This window comes from Bacillus sp. RC242 (assembly GCF_044908245.1).
Lineage (GTDB): Bacteria > Bacillota > Bacilli > Bacillales > Bacillaceae_G > Bacillus_A > Bacillus_A mycoides.
The window spans coordinates 50,572-72,351 of record NZ_JBIYCZ010000009.1 but is presented as its reverse complement, the minus strand read 5'-3'; the positions used below and the strand labels follow the sequence as shown (position 1 = coordinate 72,351).

The following is a 21,780-nucleotide window of genomic DNA, read 5'->3' as shown; positions in this document are numbered from 1 at the left end:
ATTCAGACAAGCTTGTATAAAATTGGACAATCATTCCTACACTAGCACGTAGAGGTGATTGTAGTGATAAAAGATTATGACAATGATTTTTTTAAAGAAGATAATGAAGATACAACAGATTTCTCTTTAATAAAAGGAGATACTTTGCAGCAAATAGAAGAGTTAGAAGAAGAATTAAAAAGAAAATGATACGTGTACACTCTGTCTGCATTTGCTATATAATATAAATAAAAGGTTGTATCTTTTTGAAAAGGGGGAGAAGAGATGGCAGAAGTAAATGCTCAAAAATCTTCGTTTTTTAAAACTAAAAAAGAAGAATCAAATACAGATTTCTCTCTTGTGAAAGGTGCATTAACAGAAAATATAAATCGTTTAGAAAAACTTATGGATAGTAATAGTTCGAAATATACTCGAGTGAAAAAAATACAGGAAAATGCATAAGAGCATTTTCCTGTATTTTTTATTTTGCATTAAACTTTTCTTTTACTTTTAAAGGTAAATCCGCTTTTTGAATTTCTTCATAGGATTTTACTTCAATCGATGATATTTCATTTTTATCTTTATTTTCTTGGTCTACATAAATGCACAAAAATGCCTTTTCATTTAATTTTTGATCGTTTGATTGTCTTTTACTTCTAAATGTAATTTGTTTTCTTACTCCATCTTCATCATATGCCGGCAATGTGTAGTTCCGTAAGTTTCTACCTTCTATCTTTTCAATAAACCCTTCACCTTTTATCTGTACGTAATATACATCCTTACCGATTCTATTTAGAGAAGCTCTTTCGCACCCGATAGTTAAGTTGCAAAATAATAAACTTAGTGTAATAACAGATAAAAATTTTTTCATTTTCATTATCTCCTTTAAATTATGTATTTAAAGTATGCGGTTATTTTTTAAATAGAAAAATCGATTTTGATTACAGCACTCTTACAATCTTGTAAGAGTATAGCTTATTTACAATAAATTAAAAAATATGAGGATGGAATGAATAGGTTATAATGAATTTTTGAAATCTTAAAATAAAAGTAAAATAATGAATCATGGTATAATAATAAAGGACGTACATATTATTTTGTCAATTGGAGAGGAGCTTAAAAATGTATTCTACTTTAGAACAATTAACAAAGCACCCTGTATTTTATCATTTTGCAGAAATTTCAAAGATTCCTAGAGGATCAGGTAATGAAAAAGAAATTAGTGATTACTTAGTGAGTTTCGCAAAGGAACGTAATTTAGAAGTTATTCAAGACGAAGCGTTAAATGTCATTATAAAAAAAGAAGCTACTTCTGGTTATGAGAATGTTCCAGCTATTATCATTCAGGGGCACTCTGATATGGTGTGTGAAAAAAACCAAGCGACAGTTCATGATTTTGAGAAAGATCCAATTGAATTAAGGATTATTGGAGATATGTTATATGCAAACGAAACTACTTTAGGTGCTGATAATGGTATTGCCGTTGCATATGCATTAGCATTATTGGATTCAACAGACATCCCGCATCCAGCTTTAGAAGTTGTTATTACAACTGAAGAAGAAACGACAATGGGCGGTGCATTCGCTGTTGATTCAAATCATTTTGACGGAAAAATATTTATTAATATTGATTCTGAAGAAGATCATAAATTACTAGTGAGTAGCGCAGGTGGTGCGAAAGCAGTTGAAACGATTTCAGTGATTTGGGATGAAGCGTCAGTAGATATGGACACATACCGACTATATGTTGGGGGACTTAAAGGTGGACATTCTGGTTTGGAAATTGATAAACAACGCGGTAATGCGAATAAAGTATTAGGACGAGTTTTACGTGATTTATCACTTCACATTCAGTTTAATATGAGTGAAGTTCATGGCGGCTTAAAAACAAATGCAATTCCGCGTGAAAGTGTAGCTACAATTTTATTACGTGCAGAAGATGTACAGCAAGTAGAAGAAAAACTAAAATCATGGACACGTATGTTACAAGAAGAGCTACGTGCTGTTGATCCGGATGTTCATGTTTCACTTACAAAAGTAGAAGAAAAGGCGGAAAAAGTCTTTTCTAAAGAAACACAAAAACAGCTTATTTCTTCATTATTCTTAATTCCAAATGGTATACAAAGTATGAGCATGGATATTAAAGGTCTTGTAGAAAGCTCAACTAATTTAGGAGTTATTCAAACACTGCAAGATGAGATTAAATTACGAAGCGAAGTGAGAAGTTCTGTAAGTAGCTTAAAACAACATATTGTAGATGAAATTAAGTATATTGCGGAATTAGTAGGGGCAACATTTGAAAAAGAGTCTGAATATCCAGAGTGGCCATATAATCCTAATTCGCCTATCCGTAATTTATTCGAAAAAGTGCACCAAGAAAAATACAGCAAAGATGCTGAAATCTTCGCAGTACATGCAGGAATTGAGTGCAGTGTATTTGTTCAAAAAATGCCTGAGTTAGATGCTATTTCATTCGGTCCAGATATCTTTAATGTTCACACTCCAGATGAACATATTAGTATTTCTTCTGTTGTGAATAACTGGGGATTTTTCGTTGATGTAATGCAGGGAACGAAAGAATTAGCTAAGTAATAAAAGACGGAATAAAAAGCAGCCTAAATTTATAGGTTGCTTTTTTGTATAGAATTTTATGTGAAGCAAAATAATGGCCAAGAAATTTACCTATTGTTGATTTAAAATAAAGTTTGATAAAAAGATCTATTTTGCAGAGTATCTCTTTCTTCAACAATCGGGCCATTTAATTGAATAAGACTACACAAAAAGTCGCTTTCCCTTACCTAAGAAAAGCGACTTTTTAGATTGGTTTTCCCCTTATTATCAAGCTTTTTACTTTAAGTTCCTTTGACTAATAAGGTTTACTTCAGTAAAATAAGGTATATTATATTTGTTGAATAGATTCTCTTTAAAGACAAGAAAAGTAGGTGAACAAAGTGGGGAAATATCAATTGGATTACAAAGGTCAGGCAGCTGTGGCAAAGTTTCATGAAAAACAGACGCCTGCCAAATTTGATAAAAAGCAGCAACTTGAAAAATTGCGTGCGGAGTATTTGAAAAAGAAGCAAAAACAAACAGATAAATAATACGTTATGTTTTTCTGAATTTTCTTTATGTAATGCAAACAAACACAAGAAAATAGGTAAGTTATTCATCGTTCAAATATATACAGGCTATTTTTTCAAACCTCTTACTTAATGAACTAAAAAGTCGATTCCTTGAGATGGAAATCGGCTTTTTTAATAAGTGACATTTTCTTAGCGTTGTAAATCCGCATTTTCCTGACGCTATCCCAAGAAGTAATTGAGGATAATGTATCTACCACAGTCGGGCGCTTTAATTGAGTGATGTTCACAAAAATCATCAAAATTTTTTATAAAAGGATGATTCAATTGAATATAGAAAAAGCGTGTTTTGATCAATCTTTTTTTCAAAACACGCTTTTTCTATTCGCTCTTTTATCAAGGTTTATTAAGTTAAGTTAATTTAATTTAATCAAACTTTATTCAAAAGCTACACCTATGTAAAAGTGCTGCTGTAATATTATATCCTCTTGATAAGGAGAAAGTATTACTACACAAGTGTCATGTGAATTTCATGTACCGTAATTTAAATAAAAAAATAAAGAGTTTCAAAAAAATATAAAATGGTTTTCTTGTCCGCATTCTCGGATTTATTATAACTTGGTTAATTTGACTTGTGTAATTTATTACGTTATGATTTTTCATTATAACTGAAAGGCTTGAAGATAATGATTCGTCGTTTGAAAAAGTTTAAAAATGTCGCTGTCGTATTAAGCTTCTAAGGAAATTGCAAAAATCTACAATACTTAGAAGCGAGGAATATAGTTATGAAGCATCCATTATTTAATCATTGGTCTGAAACAAAGTATTTAAAAGATATAGTAACAAATCCACTCATTGAAGTAGGAGAGTACTCCTATTATTCAGGGTATTATGGAAATCAAAATTTTGAAGATGGTTGTGTAAGGTATTTATGGGGCGATGCTAAGTCCCAAACACTTTTCAATCCAATTGAACAGATGGGTTGGCATCTTGATAAGCTCATTATTGGAAATTATGTTTGTATTGCAAGTGGAGTTGTCATTCTAATGGGTGGGAATCATAATCATCACGCTGAATGGATTACAGTGTATCCATTCGCTGAGCAAATCGGACAATCTTATGAACCGAAGGGTGATACAGTCATTAAAAGTGATGCCTGGATTGGTATGAATGCTACAATAATGCCTGGCGTTACAATCGGTGAAGGTGCAATCGTTGCGGCAGGATCTGTCGTATGTAAAGATGTTCCGCCATATACAATAGTGGGCGGTAATCCTGCTAAGGAAATAAAAAAACGGTTCACTGATACAGAAATTAATATGCTAATGGAAATGCGTTGGTTTGATTGGGATAGAGAATTGATTGAGAAGGTAATTCCTCTTTTATCTAGTCCAGCCATTGAACCATTATTTACTTTTTATAAAAATGAAGTGAAAAATAAATAAATCAGCTAGAAAAACTACATTCAATATAGGATGTAGTTTTTTTATTATTTGTACTAGAAACAATTATGAAATAATCTCCTCATTATGGTTTAGTTTTTATAAATTATCTTAAGAAAAATTAAGAAATATAACCAGTAGTTCTTAATATGTTTTATTTATAATTCAAATGATTGAACAAAATTGTTTCTTCATTTTCCCTTCAAGGTGTTCCATCGCGAATTACTCGCCCGGAGGTAGAAAAGGTAGTTTATATGTTAGAAGTTTCAGCGATACTCTAAAAGCATCCACCTGAAGTATCTAGTGGGCAGCAACATGTGTACTTGTGCATGAGCCAGCCATTATACAGTTTATAAAATCTGCAGCAATGATTCTTTTTTTGAGATAGCGAAAATGGATTTTTTTATGCAATTCATTTTGTTTTCTTAACAAAATACCTAGTGCTTTCTTATCTTAACGGGGAACAAATTTATTACTTAGATGGTCTATTACGTGTATTCCTAAAAATGGATGTCCAAATTGAATACAATATATCCCGTTTGATATCTATTTTTATGTATTGCCAAAATATGAAAGGACTTATTATTTTGAAAAATAAAAGGATATATATTGGTGGGGTACAAGTTTAATACTTTTACAGATGAGGCATTGCAAGTGGAAACGAAAAAGAAAAAGAAACAACCCAAACGGTAGCTTATCAATCATAGAGACGTAGGAGGATATATATGATAAAACAAGTCGTAGACGTAAAAAACATTCAAAAAGTGTACGGTAAAAAAGGTGAGAATCAATCACGCGCATTAAAAGGTGTTTCATTCTCGATTCAAGAGGGGGAGTTTGTTGGGATTATGGGGCCATCTGGTTCTGGCAAAACGACATTATTAAATGTAATTTCAACTCTTGATAAAGCAACAGGTGGCGTTATTGAAATTGCAGGAACGGATATTACGAAAATGAAGCAAGGTGAGCTTTCTGATTTCCGTTCGCAAAAGTTAGGATTCATTTTCCAAGACTTTAATTTATTAGAGAATTTATCTATTTACGAAAACATTGCACTTCCATTATCCCTTCAAGGTGTCCCATCACGAAAAATTGGGCCGAAAGTAGAAAAGGTAGCTGATATGTTAGGGATTGTAACAATACTTCAAAAGTACCCATCTGAAGTATCTGGTGGACAGAAACAGCGTTCAGCAGCAGCACGTGCGTTAGTGCATGAGCCTGCAATTATTTTAGGGGACGAGCCAACAGGAGCTCTTGATTCTAAAAATGCAACTAGTTTACTTAATGCGATGACAAATTTAAATAAAGAACAAGGCGTATCGATTATGATGGTTACGCATGATCCATACAGTGCAAGTTACTGTCAGCGTATTTTATTCATTCAAGATGGTGAGTTATATAAAGAAATTTACCGTGGTGGTAAACGTGAAGAGTTTTATAAAGAAATTTTAGACGTGCTTGCAGATTTAGGCACACAAAAAGCGTAAGAAAGGAGGTTTGGGCATGTTATTTAAACTTTCCATGTCAGGGTTGAAAAGTAAATTGCAAGATTATATTGTATTACTTATTGGTCTTATTGTATCTATTTCTACTTTCTATATGTTTCAAACGCTATCACTAAATAAAGTGTTCCTTGAATCTAATGCAAACATTGGTCCTATAGTATTAATATTCCAAATAGGTTCCTCTTTATTAGCGATTGTAACATTTTTTTACATTATGTATGCAAACTCTTTCTTATTATCTCTTCGCCAAAAAGAGTTTGGTATGTATATGATGTTAGGAGCAAAAAAGTATAAAGTTACATTACTGATGTTCCTTGAAACAATTATATTAGGTGCGGCGTCACTTGTGATTGGGATTACAAGTGGTGTAGGACTTGCAGAAGGTATCGGACAGTTATTAATGAAACAATTGGAGTTGACTGGAGAAGGTTACCAAGCTTTGTACATTCCATCAATGGTCGTTACTTGCATCTTCTTCTTTGCATTATTTGTACTATCAGCAAGTATGAATAGTATTAAATTGTCACGTATTTCTATATTACAACTTGTACATGCAGGTGCACAAACAGAGCGTGGCGCGGTAAAAGGAAAAATGACAGTTGTAGTTGCATTACTTGGTCTGATTTTGTTAGGTATTGGTTATGCATCATTGCTCTATATACCACAGGCAAAAAATCTAGGAACCGTTCCTACATTAATGGCTCTTGGATTAATCGCAGCAACTGTTAGTACTTACATGTTGTTTGGATCACTTCTCCCAGTTATGATAAAAAAAATAAAAAGTAATAAAAAGCGTAGTGAAAAAGGGCTTAATGCTTTTACCTTTGCTCAATTAAACTTCCGCATTAATGGCTTAACAAATGTGCTTGCGACGGTAGCAATCTTAGTAGCCCTTGGAGCAGGTGGAATTGCGTGTGGTATGGCATTTAAAAACGACGTTTTAAAGCAGACTGATAAAGGAACAATTTACGATTCGGTAGTTCATAATCCAACAGCAGAAGAAAAGAACATTTTGAGTAGTATTTTATTTCAAGAGAAACTTGAATATCGTTACAAAGTAGATGATAAGTATGTTTATTATATAAAAGAAGAGCTAGAGAACAATCATCCTTTAGTAAAAGATAGAAAAAATGAGAAGATAATGAAAGTTTCAGAAGAGATTCCCATGGATGCATTTGCATTGTCAAGACAATGGGGTAAAGAGGATGCAAAATCAAAACAATGGAGCGACGCTTTCGAAACAATTCAGCCAAATTATATATATCCTGATCATAAAATAAAAATTGTAGATCAAAACATATACGATAGTATGAAAGGTAAAGAAAGTACTGTGTTTATTGGGAAAACAGATGATTTTGAAGCATATTTAAAAGAATGGAAAAAACTTGATGAATTACAGGTAGTTAAGTATAAAAATGTGAAATCTGAAGAGCTGTATAGTAAGTATCAACAATATATTGCAAATCAAGGTTTTTCCAGCGGACTAATGTTTATGGGGTTCTTCGTTGGAATTGCGTTTTTAGCAATGATGGCAAGTTGCTTAATGTTTAAAATTCTATCTGGTGCATCTAAAGATAGTATACGTTACCAAATGCTTCATAAAATTGGTGTTCGCCAGGAATTATTAACACAATCGATTTATAAGGAGTTATCCTTCGTATTCTTAGTCCCAGCAATTATCGGGATTGTTCACATATTAGTTGGTATGAATATGTTTGGCCCTCTTTTAATCGATCCGTATTTTCGTATTTGGTTACCAATTGTTATTTTCATAGTGATTTACTCGATTTACTACTGGATTACAGTTCAATTGTATAAAAGAATTGTACTTCCGAAAGAAGGTTAATGTAATAATGTTATGTATACTAAGTATCATCATAATTGGCCCCCGTTATGATGAAGTGAAAAAATATCATGTAAGCAAAATAGAAAGTGGATTTGAGATACAAATATGCAGCAATGAGCGGCAGAAAGTGTTAGAAAAAAAGTAAATACAAGTAGGGGGCGCATTTCATGTATAACTTACAAGAAGATATGTATGAGCAATTAAAAGAGAAAAATACTATTCTTTCTATATCTTAATAATGAAGGGAAAAGAAGAGGGAAAATAGCATCGTTCCTACATTGAGTACTACTTTAACCTTATTTGTAGGAACTCTTGCACTATCCCCTTACAATAAAATTGAATAATCATCCAATATTAATTGTTAACTATTATCGGAATTTTGACAGGATAGAACAATTTTCAAAAAAATATCTTGTATTCATTGTGTCTATTATAGCTATTATTTAAAATTGGGTTTGCACCAAAAGAGTGTAAATAAACATAAAACTTGTAAACTTTATTCATCATAAGGATTATCGTTTTAGAAAAGGAGTGTGTGTTGAAAAAATTTTTAAAGGTAATTTTAATCTTATTAGTAATATTTATAGGAATTATGTTGGGAAGCATAATTTTAAATAAAACATATCATACAGAGTTTAAGTCTTTAGATAACACGGATCAAAACATGTTAAAAGAATTATCTACTATTTATAAGAGCTTCGAAGAATCGAGTGATAAACTTTGGAATGAAGATTATCGCTTCGAAAAAATGCCATTGGTTCTGATACGTAGTAATAAAGACGGGGGATTCTTTAGACAAGAAGCTTATGCAGTTAATGTAACGGGATTAGAAAATAGTATTTTTGCAAAGGAAATAAAAGTCTCAAATTCTCTGCATCTATCTAAAGTCTATCGCTTAACTCGTTTTGATTTTAGAACTATTTCTACCTGGATTCCTTGGAACTTTGGGACAATAAATATTAACGATATGGATGTATTTTATTTAAAATATCATCCTAAAATGTTTAGTAATCCAGATTTATATTTTGATTTTTCATCTTTCTTATTACATGAAGGTTTTCATGCTTATAAACAAAAAGATTGGACATATGATGCAAATGGTGGAGAGTCTATTCACGAATATCCGATTAATAAAGAAAATTACGCGCTAATGGGATTAGAATTTAAGCTATTAGATAAAGCAATGATTGATACGAACCCAGAAAGTATTAATCAGGCATTATATGATTGGACAATTGTACGTAACTATCGCTATAAAAAATGGCCTCAATTAATTGGAGAAACAAAAACTGAAGCAATAGAAGGTTCAGCACGATACTTAGAGTATCGTTATAGTAAATTAACTGGTGGAAATCTTATGGTACTTGCAAAGAAACAGAAGCCATATCATGTTACTTTTATGGAGGCGTTCAACTTCATTGCTAATGGACAGGCAGAATCTCCAAGGTTTTTAGAGCGGAATATGAGATATGAGACTGGTTCAGCCCTTGAATTAAGCATGGACAAAGTAAATATTCCATGGAAAGAAGCTATTGAAGATAGTGCAATCAAACAAGGAAAGACACCATATGAAGTATTAAATACGTACTTTAATATAAATAATACGCCCACAATTGAAAATAAAATCAAAGAAATTAAAGAGAACAATGACTATGAAACACTTTTAGAACAAGGAGAAAAACTGGTGAAAATAGGTAACGAGTAAAGAAAATACGATTTGAAAAAGAATTTTCTTTAAAGAGCGTATTGAAGAGGATTCTTTTTTCATTTTATAAGTTATATACACTACCGGTGTAATCAAAAAAAATTAATTAAAAGAAGGAATCTCAAAATAATTTTTTTTATTAAAAGCTAAATTTAATGAAGAAGAAAAATTATTAATTGTAAATGGATCTAAAGAAAATTTTGAACAATATTTAAGACGTTATCTTTTATATCGATTATGTTACTTTTGGTCATTCAATTGCAGGTTTACAAAAAAGAGGATAGAAATGTACCGTCTGCTTATGCTTTTAGTTGTTCAATATGAGAAAAATGTGGAGGAATCATATGGAGTCAAAAATTCTTATTGTTGATGATGATAAAGAGATTAGAAATCTTATCTCTGTATATTTGGAAAATGAAGGTCTGAAAACTTAAAAGGCAGAAGATGCTATTGAAGCGTTAGAACTGTTAGAAGAAAAGCGATTCGATCTTATTATTTTGGATGTTATGATGCCTAATATGGATGGCATTGAAGCGTGTATGAAGATTAGGGAAGAACGAAATATGCCTATCATTATGCTTTCTGCAAAATCAGAGGATATAGACAAAATTCAGGGTTTAGCCTCTGGTGCCGATGATTATTTATCAAAACCGTTTAATCCGTTGGAGTTAATCGCTAGAGTAAAATCCCAATTAAGAAGGTTTAAAAAATATAATACAAATACAGATAATGATAAAAGTGTCCTAGAAATTGGTGATTTGACCGTAAATACAGATACACGTCAAGTATGGATAAGAGGCACGGAAGTAAGGCTAACTCCAAAAGAGTTTGATATACTCGAACTACTTGCTCGTAACAAAGGGATTGTTCTGAGTGTTGCAAAAATATATGAAGCAGTTTGGAAAGATGCTTTTTATAAATCGGATAATACCGTCATGGTGCATATTACAAAAATAAGAGACAAAATTGAAGAGGATTCTAAACATCCAATTTATATTAAAACTGTTTGGGGAATTGGGTACAAAATATGAAGAAGGTTAGTTTTAGAAATAAGGTAATAATAAAACTTCTTGGTGCTGTTGCAGTTAGTTTTTTTGTTTCGTTTGGTTTAACAATCCTCACTTTTATATATATATTATAATACCATTAAATCTAAATCACTATCTTGATGATCTTAGTACATTTGAAAATAATATACTTACATTTCTTATATTTGCGTTAGCGATCTTTACTTTTATAATCATTTTTTTAATATTGGTTCGAAAGAAAATAGTATATTTGAAGCTCATTTCTGATAATGTGAATGATATTGCCAATGGAAAACTGGGTTTGACAATTGGGATTGAGGGAAAGGATGAATTGACTCATCTTGCTCAAAATATTAATTATATGTCCAAGGAATTGGAGAATACATTTGAACAGGAAAGACAATTGGAACGTACAAAAAATGAACTCATAACCAACGTATCTCATGACTTACGCACACCGTTGACATCTATTATCGGTTATGTAGATTTATTAAAAAGAGGGCAATACGACAGTAAAGCACAATTACAGGAGTATCTCGAAACCACTTATTTAAAATCACAGAGATTGAAATATCTAATTGATGAACTATTTGAGTACACCCGTTTATCAGACATCGATGCTAAGTTAAACATTAACGAAGTTGATTTATCAGGCTTGTTGGAGCAAATAGTTGGAGAGTATATTCCTATATTTGAAAAGGCAGGTTTAAGTGTTCAAAAATCAATAACGGAAGAAACAATACCTATTTTCATGGATGTAGAAAAAATGGTACGTGTTTATGAAAATCTGTTTATGAATGCGATAAAGTACAGCATGAAACCATCCGAATTATCAATATGTCTTGAACTAATAGGTAACAAAGCAATTTTGAAAGTATCAAATAAAGTCGAGAAGCCGCCTGTTAGCGATCCTAATAAATTATTTGAAAGGTTTTTCAGGGGTGATAAGGCAAGAAAAGATGATCAAGGAAATGGGCTGGGACTCGCTATCTCAAAAAAAATTGTTGAACTTCATAATGGTAATATACATGCAGAATATAAAGTAGGCTGGATGTCCTTTATTGTTGAACATCCAATTAAATAGAATGGCTTATGGAATGAAAGGTTCCATAAGCTTTTTTTTAAACTTAAGAAACTTCTTAAGTTAATAATTTAAGTAGGCCATTCATAGTAGACATGATACTGATAAGTTAATTTGATTTATTATTATAAAGTAATTAATCGAATAAAGGGGAAGTTCATTGATATGAATAATGTAAGAGACGATAGTAAATTTAGCAACCAGTGTGTTTTGGTATTCAACCGGGGCACACTGGTTTTATTTTTTTATAAATGTGGAACAAATGTATTACTTAGATTGTCTATTAAGTGTAATCCTAAAAGATATGAAAGTACAGATCATTTCGAAAAATACAAAGGTATTAAAAAGAGGGATATGTGTGGGAACACTAAGTGTCAGTGTGCCTAAAAGGGTGGGATGAGATGGTCTATATGAAAGTGGTTCTAATGTCTTATATGTATATAGAATTTGATAACGCTGTCTATTTTTTGGAGGATTATGTTAAAATAACGTTTTTTTGAGTACAAAGATATTGGAGGTAACAGAAGTGAAAAGTATGTTTTGCAAGAGATTTATTACAATAGTAACAGTGCTTACACTATTTTGTAGCATGGCCGTTACATTTGGAAGAGCATCAGCGGAAACAGTTCCTGCTATAGACGTAGAAGCAGGATCAGCAATTTTAGTAGAAGCAAATTCCGGGAAAATTTTATATCAAAAAAATGCAGATGAATCATTAGCAATTGCTAGTATGACAAAAATGATGAGTGAATACTTAGTTCATGAAGCGGTGGATAAAGGAAAACTTAAATGGGATCAAAAAGTTAAAATTTCTGAATATGCATATAAGATTTCGCAAGATCGCTCATTATCAAACGTTCCATTAGAAAATGGTGGCTCTTATACGGTCAAAGAGTTATATGAGGCAATGGTAATTTACTCTGCAAACGGTGCAACAATTGCTTTAGCTGAAGAGATTGCTGGAAAAGAAGTCAATTTCGTGAAAATGATGAACGATAAATCAAAAGAGTTTGGAATGAAAAATTATAAATTTGTAAACTCTACAGGTTTAACAAACCATGATTTAAAAGGACATCACCCAGAAGGGACAACTCCAGACGAGAAAAATAAAATGTCCGCAAGAGATTGTGCGATTTTAGCACAACGTCTTATTCAAGATTTCCCGAAAATATTAGATACAGCAAAAATCCCTAAAAAAACATTCCAAAAGGGTGGCAAGTATCCGATTGATATGACGAACTTTAACTGGATGTTAAAAGGCTTAATTAAGCAATACGAAGGTGTAGATGGGTTAAAAACAGGAACTACTCCAGAAGCCGGAGATTGTTTTACTGGTACAGTAGAAAAAAACGGTATGCGTCTAATCTCTGTAGTTATAAAAGCAAACTCTCATACAGCACGTTTTGATGAAACAAAGAAATTATATGATTATGGATTTGCGAATTTTGAAGTGAAGAAGGTCTATGGAAAAGATTCAGTAGTAAAAGGTCATGAAACAGTGCGAGTAGCAAATGCAAAGGACAAAGATATAGTTGTTCAAACGAAGCAAGCTATTTTACTTCCAATGCCAAAGGGCAACAAAGACGTTTATAAAAAAGAATTTAAAGTATCGAATAAAGAACAAGAAGCGCCTATTAAAAAAGGTGTAACAATTAGTCAAATGATTATATCGCCTAAAGATATTACAGATCCTGGGTTCTTATCAGGTAAATCATTACAAGTAGATCTTGTAACAAAATCTGAAGTAGAACAAGCAAATTGGTTTACACGTTTTATGCGCGAAATAGGATCTTTCTTTAGCGGTATGTGGAATAGTGCGGTTGATATAGTAAAAGGCTAACTTTGTAGGATAAAACTAAATATTAGCCTGAAATAAAAGGTTTCAAAGTATTATAGATTCTTATGTGGATGGCTTGGAATGGAAGATTGCATTAATTCTCAAATCTGGTTCTTCGGAACTTTCGGTATTGCAATCAAGCTAAGATAAATTTGTATCCATATAATCAAAAAACGCTATTCTTTTTGTAGAAATATACAGAAAGGATGGCGTTTATTATGAATTGTTCGATTCAAAGGGTTCTGGTGCAAGGCTAGTTTAATAAAGTTACATGATGAAAACACATTCATTATTCCATCAAGTGACAATAAAAATAAATACCTGGTACTTATTCCTGTTATTAAATTTTATAAAAATTTAATAAAATCTTTTCTTTCTATTAAATATTTTGTTTTAAATTATTTATATAAAGAAATGGAGGCCAGAAAATGAATTTTTTAAAGAAATTTAAGTATCTCTTTATAGCGTGTATCCCTATGTATATAGTTATTCTTTAATTTCAATCGAATAAAAAAGCAAGGTATTCGAGAAAAAAGTATGGTACCATACAGAGAAAACGCTCTCCCATACAAAAGTAAATTGTACCGAAAGTGATAAAAGCGAATGTTATATGGAGGGAACCCACTAATAATTTCACCTGAAAATCGGTAATTAATGAAACAAAGAATAACAAAATGATACATGATTACGAGTTAATATCCCAAAAAGATAGGATTACTAGTGACAATCTTTGATACTGACAAGTGAGGTGACGTCGATGAGAGGGCCATTAATAAAAAGTGGAGTATTTATTTTAGTTTTAACAGGAGGGCTATATCTTACAAAATACGCATATGACCATCATACTAACCGAGTTAAAGTAAGAGACACGATTCAACAAATATCAATAGAGCATGGTATACCACCATGGATTCCTTTATCTATTGCATTCCATGAAAGTAAGTTTGATCAAAATGCAGTCGGAGATCAGGGCACATCATTTGGACTGTTTCAGCTCCATCGAGGTGGACTAGCACCTAAAGATTTAACGAACGAAGATTTGAAAAATATAGAAACTAATACTCGAATTGCAATATCTAATATGAAAAATGCATATAACCGTGGTTTACAGCAAAATTTAAAAGGACCAGAGCTATTAAAACATGTTGCTAATACCTCAGGGTGGCCTGGGAATAAGGGTGTTCAATGGACAAATAAGCAGACAGACTATAACGAGGGGTTAGAAAACAGTTTTAAAATGTTTTCTAAACGACAATACGATTTTATAGAATGAAATTTCTTTTTTCTTTCTATTATTATATAACTTATGCCTAAATAAGAAAGTTCCCTTATACAGACGCATAGATTGACTTTGTACTGCTTATATTAGGAATTTAAAGAAACAATATGTATAATTCTCCCACTACACTAGTATAGTGGCCTTTATTAACAGCAAAATCTACAATTTACAAGGAGAACATTTTATGAGTAAGAGAATAAAAGAATTAGATTCCATACGAGGGTTAGCGGCACTGACAGTGGTATTTGGACATTTTTGTTTAATGCTACCATCGTTGCCTAATTCTATTAAATTTTCCCCGCTTAGGTTTTTATGGGCTGGCGGGGAAGCTGTAATCGTTTTTTATGTACTCAGTGGTTTTGTGTTATCTATGGCACTTTATCATTCAAAAACAAATTATTGGGGATATTTAATTAAGCGATTTGTACGAATCTATATTCCTTATTATTTTTGGATAATCATTACCTTTGCTTTATTTATTTTGTTTTCGCCGTATGAAGTGGCTGGACTACGGGATTGGTTCTATGATAGGTGGCAAGGGTCTATAACAAAAATAGATATTATAAACCATTTTGTGCTTCTTAATAACTTTTTTACGGAAAATTATAATCCAGTTATCTGGTCATTGGCTCAAGAAATGCGTATATCTATTGTGTTTCCTTTGTTATTCCTTCTTTTTTATAAACTGAGTTGGAAGAAAACGATACTATTTGCTTTGAGCTTTTCTTTAATTAGTGTTTTCCTTAATATGTTGCATATAGGGAAAGCAGAGGGATTTTATAATGGTTATGCCGATACACTGCATTTCACATCGATGTTTATGGTTGGAATGTTACTTTTTAAGCATCAGGAAAAGCTTATCTACTTATATAGGAATATGAAAAAATTTAATAAAGGATTTCTTATTGCATTAGGGATTATTCTATATTTATATTCCATTTTAATTTATGGTTTTTCCCGTAATGATACTACTTTCTTATTAAAAGATTGGGGTGTCGTAATCGGTGTTAGTATATTTATAATAATGGCCATGAGTAACCTAAAAGTAAGAGCATTTTTAAATAAGAGTGTATTTGTATACTTAGGAGAAATTTCATACAGTATCTATTTGTGTCATTTTCCAATCATGATGGTACTATTTAAACTTTTGTATACAAAGATACCTATCTTTTTCCTTCTTGCTTTGTGTATTTCAATGACAATACTTTTTTCTATAGTTTCGTATCATTTAATTGAAAAGAAATGTATCAACTGGGCAAAACAAAGAACAACAAATTTTCGAAAAAAAGTGTAATGCTTGAAGGAATTTTATTTCTTTAGTAAATATACGAATATTACCGATTCCTAAGTATATTAGGAATCGGTCAATTACGGATTCTATATAAATATACTAAAATTGAACAAATTTTTAATTTTATACTTAACTCCAAAAATCCTCTTACTAAAGAGAATCTTCGTAACGTTTTTCCAGACATAGCCGAAAGTACAATTAGTAAAACGCTAGTTTCCTTGTAGCTGCTTGGTCAAATAAAGCTGGTTTCAAGAGGAAGAAATGCTCAATGTATACAGGTTTAATTCTGTATTAATAATTATTAGGGGTAACAACACATCGCTATCTATATCTAAAATGTTATATAAAACTATTGAATATTTTATTCGTAAAAACAGAGGTGTAAAATGAATTTTATTTCCGAACTACTTGTTACCTTTGCAATTCCTACAATACAACTCACATTCTTGTTACTACTCATTTTTGTTTTTAGCTACTTTGTAGTATACAAAAAGGTATGTAAAGGAGGGAGGGAATTTACCGTACAATAAGTTATATTGTTTATATTGATAATAGGATATTATTCCCTTGTATTATCAGCCACTTCATTTGGTCGTCCAGATGATATAACTTTCGCAAGAACAATTGACTTTGATGTACTTAGTGTTTATAAAAAAGCATGGAATACCTTTTCATTTTCTTCTTTTTTCCATATCATTGTGAATATAGGTATGCTTTTTCCGTTAGGAATTTTATTACCTTTATTTAGTAATGTTTTTCAAAAAACAAAATGGATGTTAATCAGCTCAATTATAGCAAGTTTATTGATTGAAATCCTTGAATTTACAATGCAACGTGGAAGTATGGAACTAGCCGATTTACTTCATAATACTTTAGGAATGATGCTAGGATATTCTATGTTAAATATAGTTCTTATATTGTTGAAGAAAAAAGAAACAGATACACAAATGACCAAATATTTATTTCTTCCGATTACAGTAAGTTTTGTTGCACTTGGAATAATGATTTCGTATCAAATGAAGGAATTTGGGAATATGCCTTTAGATCCCATTACAAAAACAGACATGACTGATGTCACTATAAAAACATCAATAGAGTTAAAAGACGAAGGTAATAAAATGCCTGTTTACAAAGAGGAAATTACAAAAATGCCTAATGACAATGAGCCAGTTACAAAAAAATCACATATTCGAGATGTCGAAATTCTGTCTCCCAAAGAAGTATTTCAAAAACTAAAACAAGGAGACTTTGATCCTATAATATCTTTCAAAGCAGGTGATACATTAGTCATTACAGATTATAATATAGATTACTACGCTGATACAAAAGGCTTTTCTCAACCTATATATGTTTTTCAAGTACGCTTAAATGATAATGGGAAAGATAGTTGGTCTCAACCTATTTCTGCGAGAAGATAACGTAGATTTTTCATGTTTTTGTTCATGTGAAATAGTTTAATCGAGTTGTCTTGCTCATTTGAAAAATCTCCTATGGAATTTAATTGAAATTGAAAAACATTTAAGAAGAACAATTACGCTGTGGGCTATTGTATAGTGTAGATATGAATAACAAAAAAGGGGGACTATATATGTGGAAGCGATTTGTAGCGATTGGTGATAGTTTTACAGAGGGGATAGGGGATGAAGTTGAGGGAATAGCATTAAAAAGCTGGGTAGATCATTTTGTTCAACTGTGTGTAAACGATATAGAATATGCTAATTTTGCAAAGCGTGGGTTAGTAACTAAAGAAATTCGCTCACAGCAATTGGAAAAGGCATTAACTTTTAATCCAGATGTGGTTAGTCTAATTGCAGGTGCAAACGATGTTTTAAAAGGACGTTGGAATCATCAAGCATATAAGAACGATATGGAATTTATGATAGATACATTAAGTAAAGCAGGTGCTGATATTATTATAGCAAACCTTCCAGATTTTACAGTTCGGCTTCCTTTTTCTTCTGAAAAAAAACAAGTATTAAAAGAACAATTATTAGAGGCAAATGAAGTTATACTTTCACTGAGTAGAGAGTATAAGCTTCATCATGTTGACTTTTGGAATCATCATTTAGTTAATGACAATACGCTTTGGTCTACGGATTTAATTCATCCAAACTCAAAAGGATATGTAAAAGTTGCTGAATTGATTTTTAGTAGTTTACCTGTACACGACTCTTTTAAATAAGCTTTAGAATGACCTAAACTCCTGTCGCATGCTGTACAGGGAGTTTGGGTGCGAAAAAGAAGGATATAGAGTGCCTATAAATTATACTTTAAGTAATTCTTTTTATTGTTTATATTTTTGTTATTTTCTGTTGCAGAATCCTTAGTATAAGGATTCTTTTTTTGTATCAATAATCTATAAAGAAAAAAGATGAAATTGGCGAAAATGAACTAAAAGGTATTTTAAATGAATTGTTAAAACAACACTAATAATGATAACGTTCGCTAAATATATTCGTCGTTTGTAAGAATCTTAAAATCTTCCCTTTTTGAATGCAGCTTAACCATAAATTAAATTTTTTTGTAAATGTGGAACAATTTCATTACTTACACTGTCTATTAAGCGTTAAAACATTTTTTATTTAATAAATTAAGAAAGGAATAATCATTTATAACTAAGGGAGAAGATTGAATTGAAAAAAATATGGATGCTACTTTTCTTTTGTTTCGGAATTATGTTGGTAGGATGTAATAAAAACGAACCCTCAAAACAAGCATTTGAAGAATATATCAATTTATGGAATGATAAAAAATTTACAAATATGTATGATCATTTATCAGAACATGCAAAAAAAACGATTTCTAAAAAGGAGTTCACAGAGAAATATCAAAAAATTTATGAGGGTATAGGAGTTAAGAATTTAAAAATTAAAATGAAAGGAGAGAATAATAAAGATAAAGAACTTTTTCTTTTTGAAGTTAATATGGATACGGATGGAGGAACTGTTTCATTCATCCATGAAGCAAAACTCGTGAAAGATAAAGATAAGGAATCTTGGAAAATAGATTGGACACCAGACTTCATTTTCCCAGGTATGAAAAAAGATTATAAAGTACGTATGCAAACAGAGCAAGGAAAACGCGGAGAAATATATGATCGAAATGGAAAAGGGCTTGCAACGAATGGAAAAGCGACTGAGGTTGGAATTATTCCAGAGAAACTAGGTGAAACGGCAGCGCAAACAAAGGAAATAGTAGCACAATTACTTGATATGTCTACAGAAGAGGTCGATCAAAAGCTCGCAGCGAAATGGATAAAACCAGATTCCTTTGTACCAATTGGTATTTTAAAAGAGGGAACCAGGCAGAATGATTATATTGAATTAGAAGGAGTTTTATCTCGCCCAGTAAATATTCGTACGTATCCATTAGGAGAAGCAGCGGCACACTTAACGGGATATATAGGAAAGGTAAATGCAGAGGAGTTAAAATCGCTTCAAAAAAAAGGTTATCAAGCAGATGATTTAGTGGGTAAGACAGGTTTAGAGAAAGTATTAGAGAATAAATTGCGTGGTAAAAAGGGTGGACGCGTATTTATGGAAGATGAGAACGGGAAAGAGATTAAAAACGTAGCAAAACAAGAAGCAAAAGAAGGGGGAAATGTTACGTTAACAATTGATGCTGCAATTCAAGAAAAAATCTTTAATGAGATGAAAAATGAAGCAGGATCTAGTGCAGCGGTCAATCCTAAAACTGGTGAAACAATCGCACTTGTAAGTAGCCCTGCTTATAATCCAAATACAATAGTTAGAGGAGCATCAAAAGCTCAACGGGAAGCATGGAATAACGACTCGAAACTGCCAATGATGAATCGCTTCACACAAGCATTTGTACCAGGTTCCGTATTTAAAACGATAACAGGTGCAATTGGTTTGGAAACAAACACAATAAATCCTAAGGAAGAATTTAGAATTCAAGGATTAAAGTGGACAAAAGATTCATCTTGGGGAAATTATTATGTAACACGTGTGAAGGATGCTAGTCCAGTTGATTTTGATAAGGCAATGAAGTACTCTGATAATATTTATTTTGCTCAACAAGCTTTGAAAATAGGAAAAGATCAGTATGTAAATGAATTTAAGAAATACGGATTTCATGAAAAATTACCAATTGAATACGAATTCCCTATTTCAATCATTGCAAAAGATGGGATAAAAAATGATATTCAATTAGCAGACACGGGATACGGACAAGGACAAGTATTAATGACACCTCTTCATTTAGCATTGACTTATGCACCGATTGTCAATGAGGGTAACATTCCGTCACCGCATCTTATAAAAAAAACAAAAGAAGCGGGAAATTGGAAAGAAAATGTGATTTCTACCAAGAATCAAGAGATATTAAAAAGTGCGTTAATAAAGGTTATTAATGATCCTGATGGTGCTGGGAGAATTGCTAAAGTTGATGGTATAACTCTCGCTGGTAAGACAGGTACAGCAGAACTGAAAGAATCGAAAGAAGCAGAGGGTAAAGAACTTGGTTGGTTTGCAGCTTTCGATGCAAGCACGCCAAACATGATTGTTACCATGATGATTGAAGATGTAAAAGGAAGAGGCGGGAGCAACGTTCCAGGTGAAAAAATAAAACATGTTTTTCAGAAATAATACTTAATTAGAAGGTGAAATTTACTTCTTTAGTAAATATACAAACCTTACCGATTCAAGATTATATTAGGAATCGGTTAATTTATGTCTAAACGCAGATTTTATGATTTTAATAATCGTATTTAATTACGTGTTTTTTACACAATTAAATACGATTATTTTTTATTTTAAAATTATAAAACAACAAATTTTAAAATGTTAAATTAGATAATTGAAATTTAAAAAATAAGAGCTATTATACTTAACTTTATTTTCAGAAATATTACAAAACTGTTAGTTTGAAGTAAGGTTATTCAATATAAGTAAGAGGGGAATTTCTTTATACTAAAAGATAAAAGTATTAATTAGATATTTCTAGATAATAAATAGATACATAAATAAAAGGAGCTAAATATATGTATAAAATCATGATTGTAGAAGATGACCAAAAAATTTCTAAACTACTTCAATCCCATATTAATAAGTACGGGTATGAAGGGAATATTACAGAGGATTTTGAAAATGTTTTGGCTAACTTTGAAAAAATTCAACCTGATTTAGTTTTATTAGATGTAAATTTACCGAGTTTTGATGGTTTCTACTGGTGCCGACAAATTAGAACGGTCTCTACTTGTCCCATTATATTTATATCAGCACGTAGTGGAGAGATGGAGCAAGTTATGGCACTTGAACATGGTGCAGACGATTATATCACTAAACCGTTTCATTATGAAGTTGTAATGGCAAAAATCCGAAGTCATCTTCGAAGAATTTACGGAGAATACGCACCGAAAGCGGAAGAAAGAGTTGTTCAGCAATCCGGTTTAATACTTTATCCAGAAAAAATGGAATTAAAGCTAAATGATAGCATGTGTATACTGTCAAAAAAAGAAACTGTTTTACTAGAAACTCTCTTACGACAATCTCCTAGTATTGTTAGTCGAGAGAAAATCTTAGAAAAACTTTGGGATGACTATACGTATGTAGATGATAATACGTTAAGTGTAAATGTTACACGTGTCCGAAAAAAATTAGAGGAAATCGGAATAAAAAATGCATTAGAAACAGTTCGTGGTGCTGGATATCGTTTGAAAATAACTTGGAAGAATGATGAGGTATAA

Annotated in this window: 15 protein-coding genes and 4 pseudogenes; 18 read left to right on the top strand and 1 reads right to left on the bottom strand. The window is 31.6% G+C overall.

All coding sequences use genetic code 11. The features are described from left to right. The first annotated feature begins 63 nt into the window (after positions 1-63). Both ABH957_RS17695 and spoIISB read left to right on the top strand, forming a co-directional pair. On the top strand, positions 64-189 hold the full coding sequence (locus tag ABH957_RS17695; RefSeq protein ID WP_000588711.1) for a hypothetical protein: 126 nt from the start codon (positions 64-66) through the stop codon (positions 187-189). Positions 190-264: 75 nt separating this feature from the next. Continuing rightward, positions 265-441, top strand: a complete 177-nt coding sequence (gene spoIISB, locus ABH957_RS17690) for a stage II sporulation protein SB (protein WP_172798766.1) — start codon at positions 265-267, stop codon at positions 439-441. Positions 442-460: 19 nt separating this feature from the next. Here spoIISB and ABH957_RS17685 read toward each other — a convergent pair whose 3' ends face one another. Beyond that, entirely contained in the window at positions 461-850 is a 390-nt protein-coding gene (locus ABH957_RS17685; RefSeq protein ID WP_404511877.1) for a YxeA family protein, read from the bottom strand. A gap of 251 nt (positions 851-1,101) precedes the next feature. Between ABH957_RS17685 and ABH957_RS17680 the strand changes: the two genes are divergently transcribed. The 16 genes and pseudogenes from ABH957_RS17680 to ABH957_RS17605 all read left to right on the top strand — a co-directional run bounded on the left by ABH957_RS17680 (position 1,102) and on the right by ABH957_RS17605 (position 21,780). Continuing rightward, positions 1,102-2,571, top strand: coding sequence for an aminoacyl-histidine dipeptidase (locus ABH957_RS17680; RefSeq protein ID WP_016102002.1), 1,470 nt, complete (start codon positions 1,102-1,104; stop codon positions 2,569-2,571). A 359-nt stretch (positions 2,572-2,930) separates the two neighbouring features. Beyond that, positions 2,931-3,080 (top strand): hypothetical protein, encoded by a 150-nt coding sequence (locus ABH957_RS17675; protein ID WP_002069316.1) that lies wholly within the window; start codon positions 2,931-2,933, stop codon positions 3,078-3,080. Between the two features lie 764 nt (positions 3,081-3,844). Beyond that, on the top strand, positions 3,845-4,504 hold the full coding sequence (locus tag ABH957_RS17670; RefSeq protein WP_404448860.1) for a CatB-related O-acetyltransferase: 660 nt from the start codon (positions 3,845-3,847) through the stop codon (positions 4,502-4,504). A gap of 722 nt (positions 4,505-5,226) precedes the next feature. Continuing rightward, positions 5,227-5,988 carry an ABC transporter ATP-binding protein gene (locus tag ABH957_RS17665; protein WP_404511876.1) on the top strand — a complete coding sequence of 254 codons (762 nt, stop codon included), beginning with the start codon at positions 5,227-5,229 and terminating at the stop codon, positions 5,986-5,988. Positions 5,989-6,004: 16 nt separating this feature from the next. Next, the gene (locus ABH957_RS17660; protein WP_404511875.1) at positions 6,005-7,852 is read left to right on the top strand and encodes an FtsX-like permease family protein; all 1,848 of its coding nucleotides are present in this window, start codon (positions 6,005-6,007) and stop codon (positions 7,850-7,852) included. Positions 7,853-8,390: 538 nt separating this feature from the next. Next, positions 8,391-9,557 carry a hypothetical protein gene (locus ABH957_RS17655; RefSeq protein WP_404511874.1) on the top strand — a complete coding sequence of 389 codons (1,167 nt, stop codon included), beginning with the start codon at positions 8,391-8,393 and terminating at the stop codon, positions 9,555-9,557. Between the two features lie 344 nt (positions 9,558-9,901). Continuing rightward, positions 9,902-10,588, top strand: a pseudogene (locus ABH957_RS17650) (response regulator transcription factor). Beyond that, positions 10,585-11,669, top strand: a pseudogene (locus ABH957_RS17645) (sensor histidine kinase). Before ABH957_RS17650 ends, ABH957_RS17645 begins: the two co-directional pseudogenes overlap by 4 nt. Before the next feature lie 523 nt (positions 11,670-12,192). Next, positions 12,193-13,506: a D-alanyl-D-alanine carboxypeptidase family protein gene (locus tag ABH957_RS17640; protein ID WP_404455290.1), complete on the top strand. Its 1,314-nt coding sequence runs from the start codon at positions 12,193-12,195 to the stop codon at positions 13,504-13,506. 754 nt (positions 13,507-14,260) lie between these two features. After that, the gene (locus ABH957_RS17635) at positions 14,261-14,776 is read left to right on the top strand and encodes a transglycosylase SLT domain-containing protein (protein WP_016126958.1); all 516 of its coding nucleotides are present in this window, start codon (positions 14,261-14,263) and stop codon (positions 14,774-14,776) included. Between the two features lie 142 nt (positions 14,777-14,918). Next, positions 14,919-16,076, top strand: a complete 1,158-nt coding sequence (locus tag ABH957_RS17630) for an acyltransferase family protein (protein WP_404490974.1) — start codon at positions 14,919-14,921, stop codon at positions 16,074-16,076. A gap of 89 nt (positions 16,077-16,165) precedes the next feature. After that, positions 16,166-16,297, top strand: a pseudogene (locus ABH957_RS17625) (Fic family protein); the annotation flags it as partial. A gap of 162 nt (positions 16,298-16,459) precedes the next feature. Beyond that, a pseudogene (locus tag ABH957_RS17620) lies at positions 16,460-17,491 on the top strand (VanZ family protein). Between the two features lie 170 nt (positions 17,492-17,661). Next, a complete protein-coding gene (locus tag ABH957_RS17615; protein ID WP_404511873.1) occupies positions 17,662-18,255 on the top strand; it encodes an SGNH/GDSL hydrolase family protein in 594 nt (197 codons plus the stop codon). 451 nt (positions 18,256-18,706) lie between these two features. Next, entirely contained in the window at positions 18,707-20,680 is a 1,974-nt protein-coding gene (locus ABH957_RS17610) for a penicillin-binding transpeptidase domain-containing protein (protein WP_404490971.1), read from the top strand. A 395-nt stretch (positions 20,681-21,075) separates the two neighbouring features. Continuing rightward, positions 21,076-21,780 (top strand): response regulator transcription factor, encoded by a 705-nt coding sequence (locus ABH957_RS17605; protein ID WP_404490970.1) that lies wholly within the window; start codon positions 21,076-21,078, stop codon positions 21,778-21,780.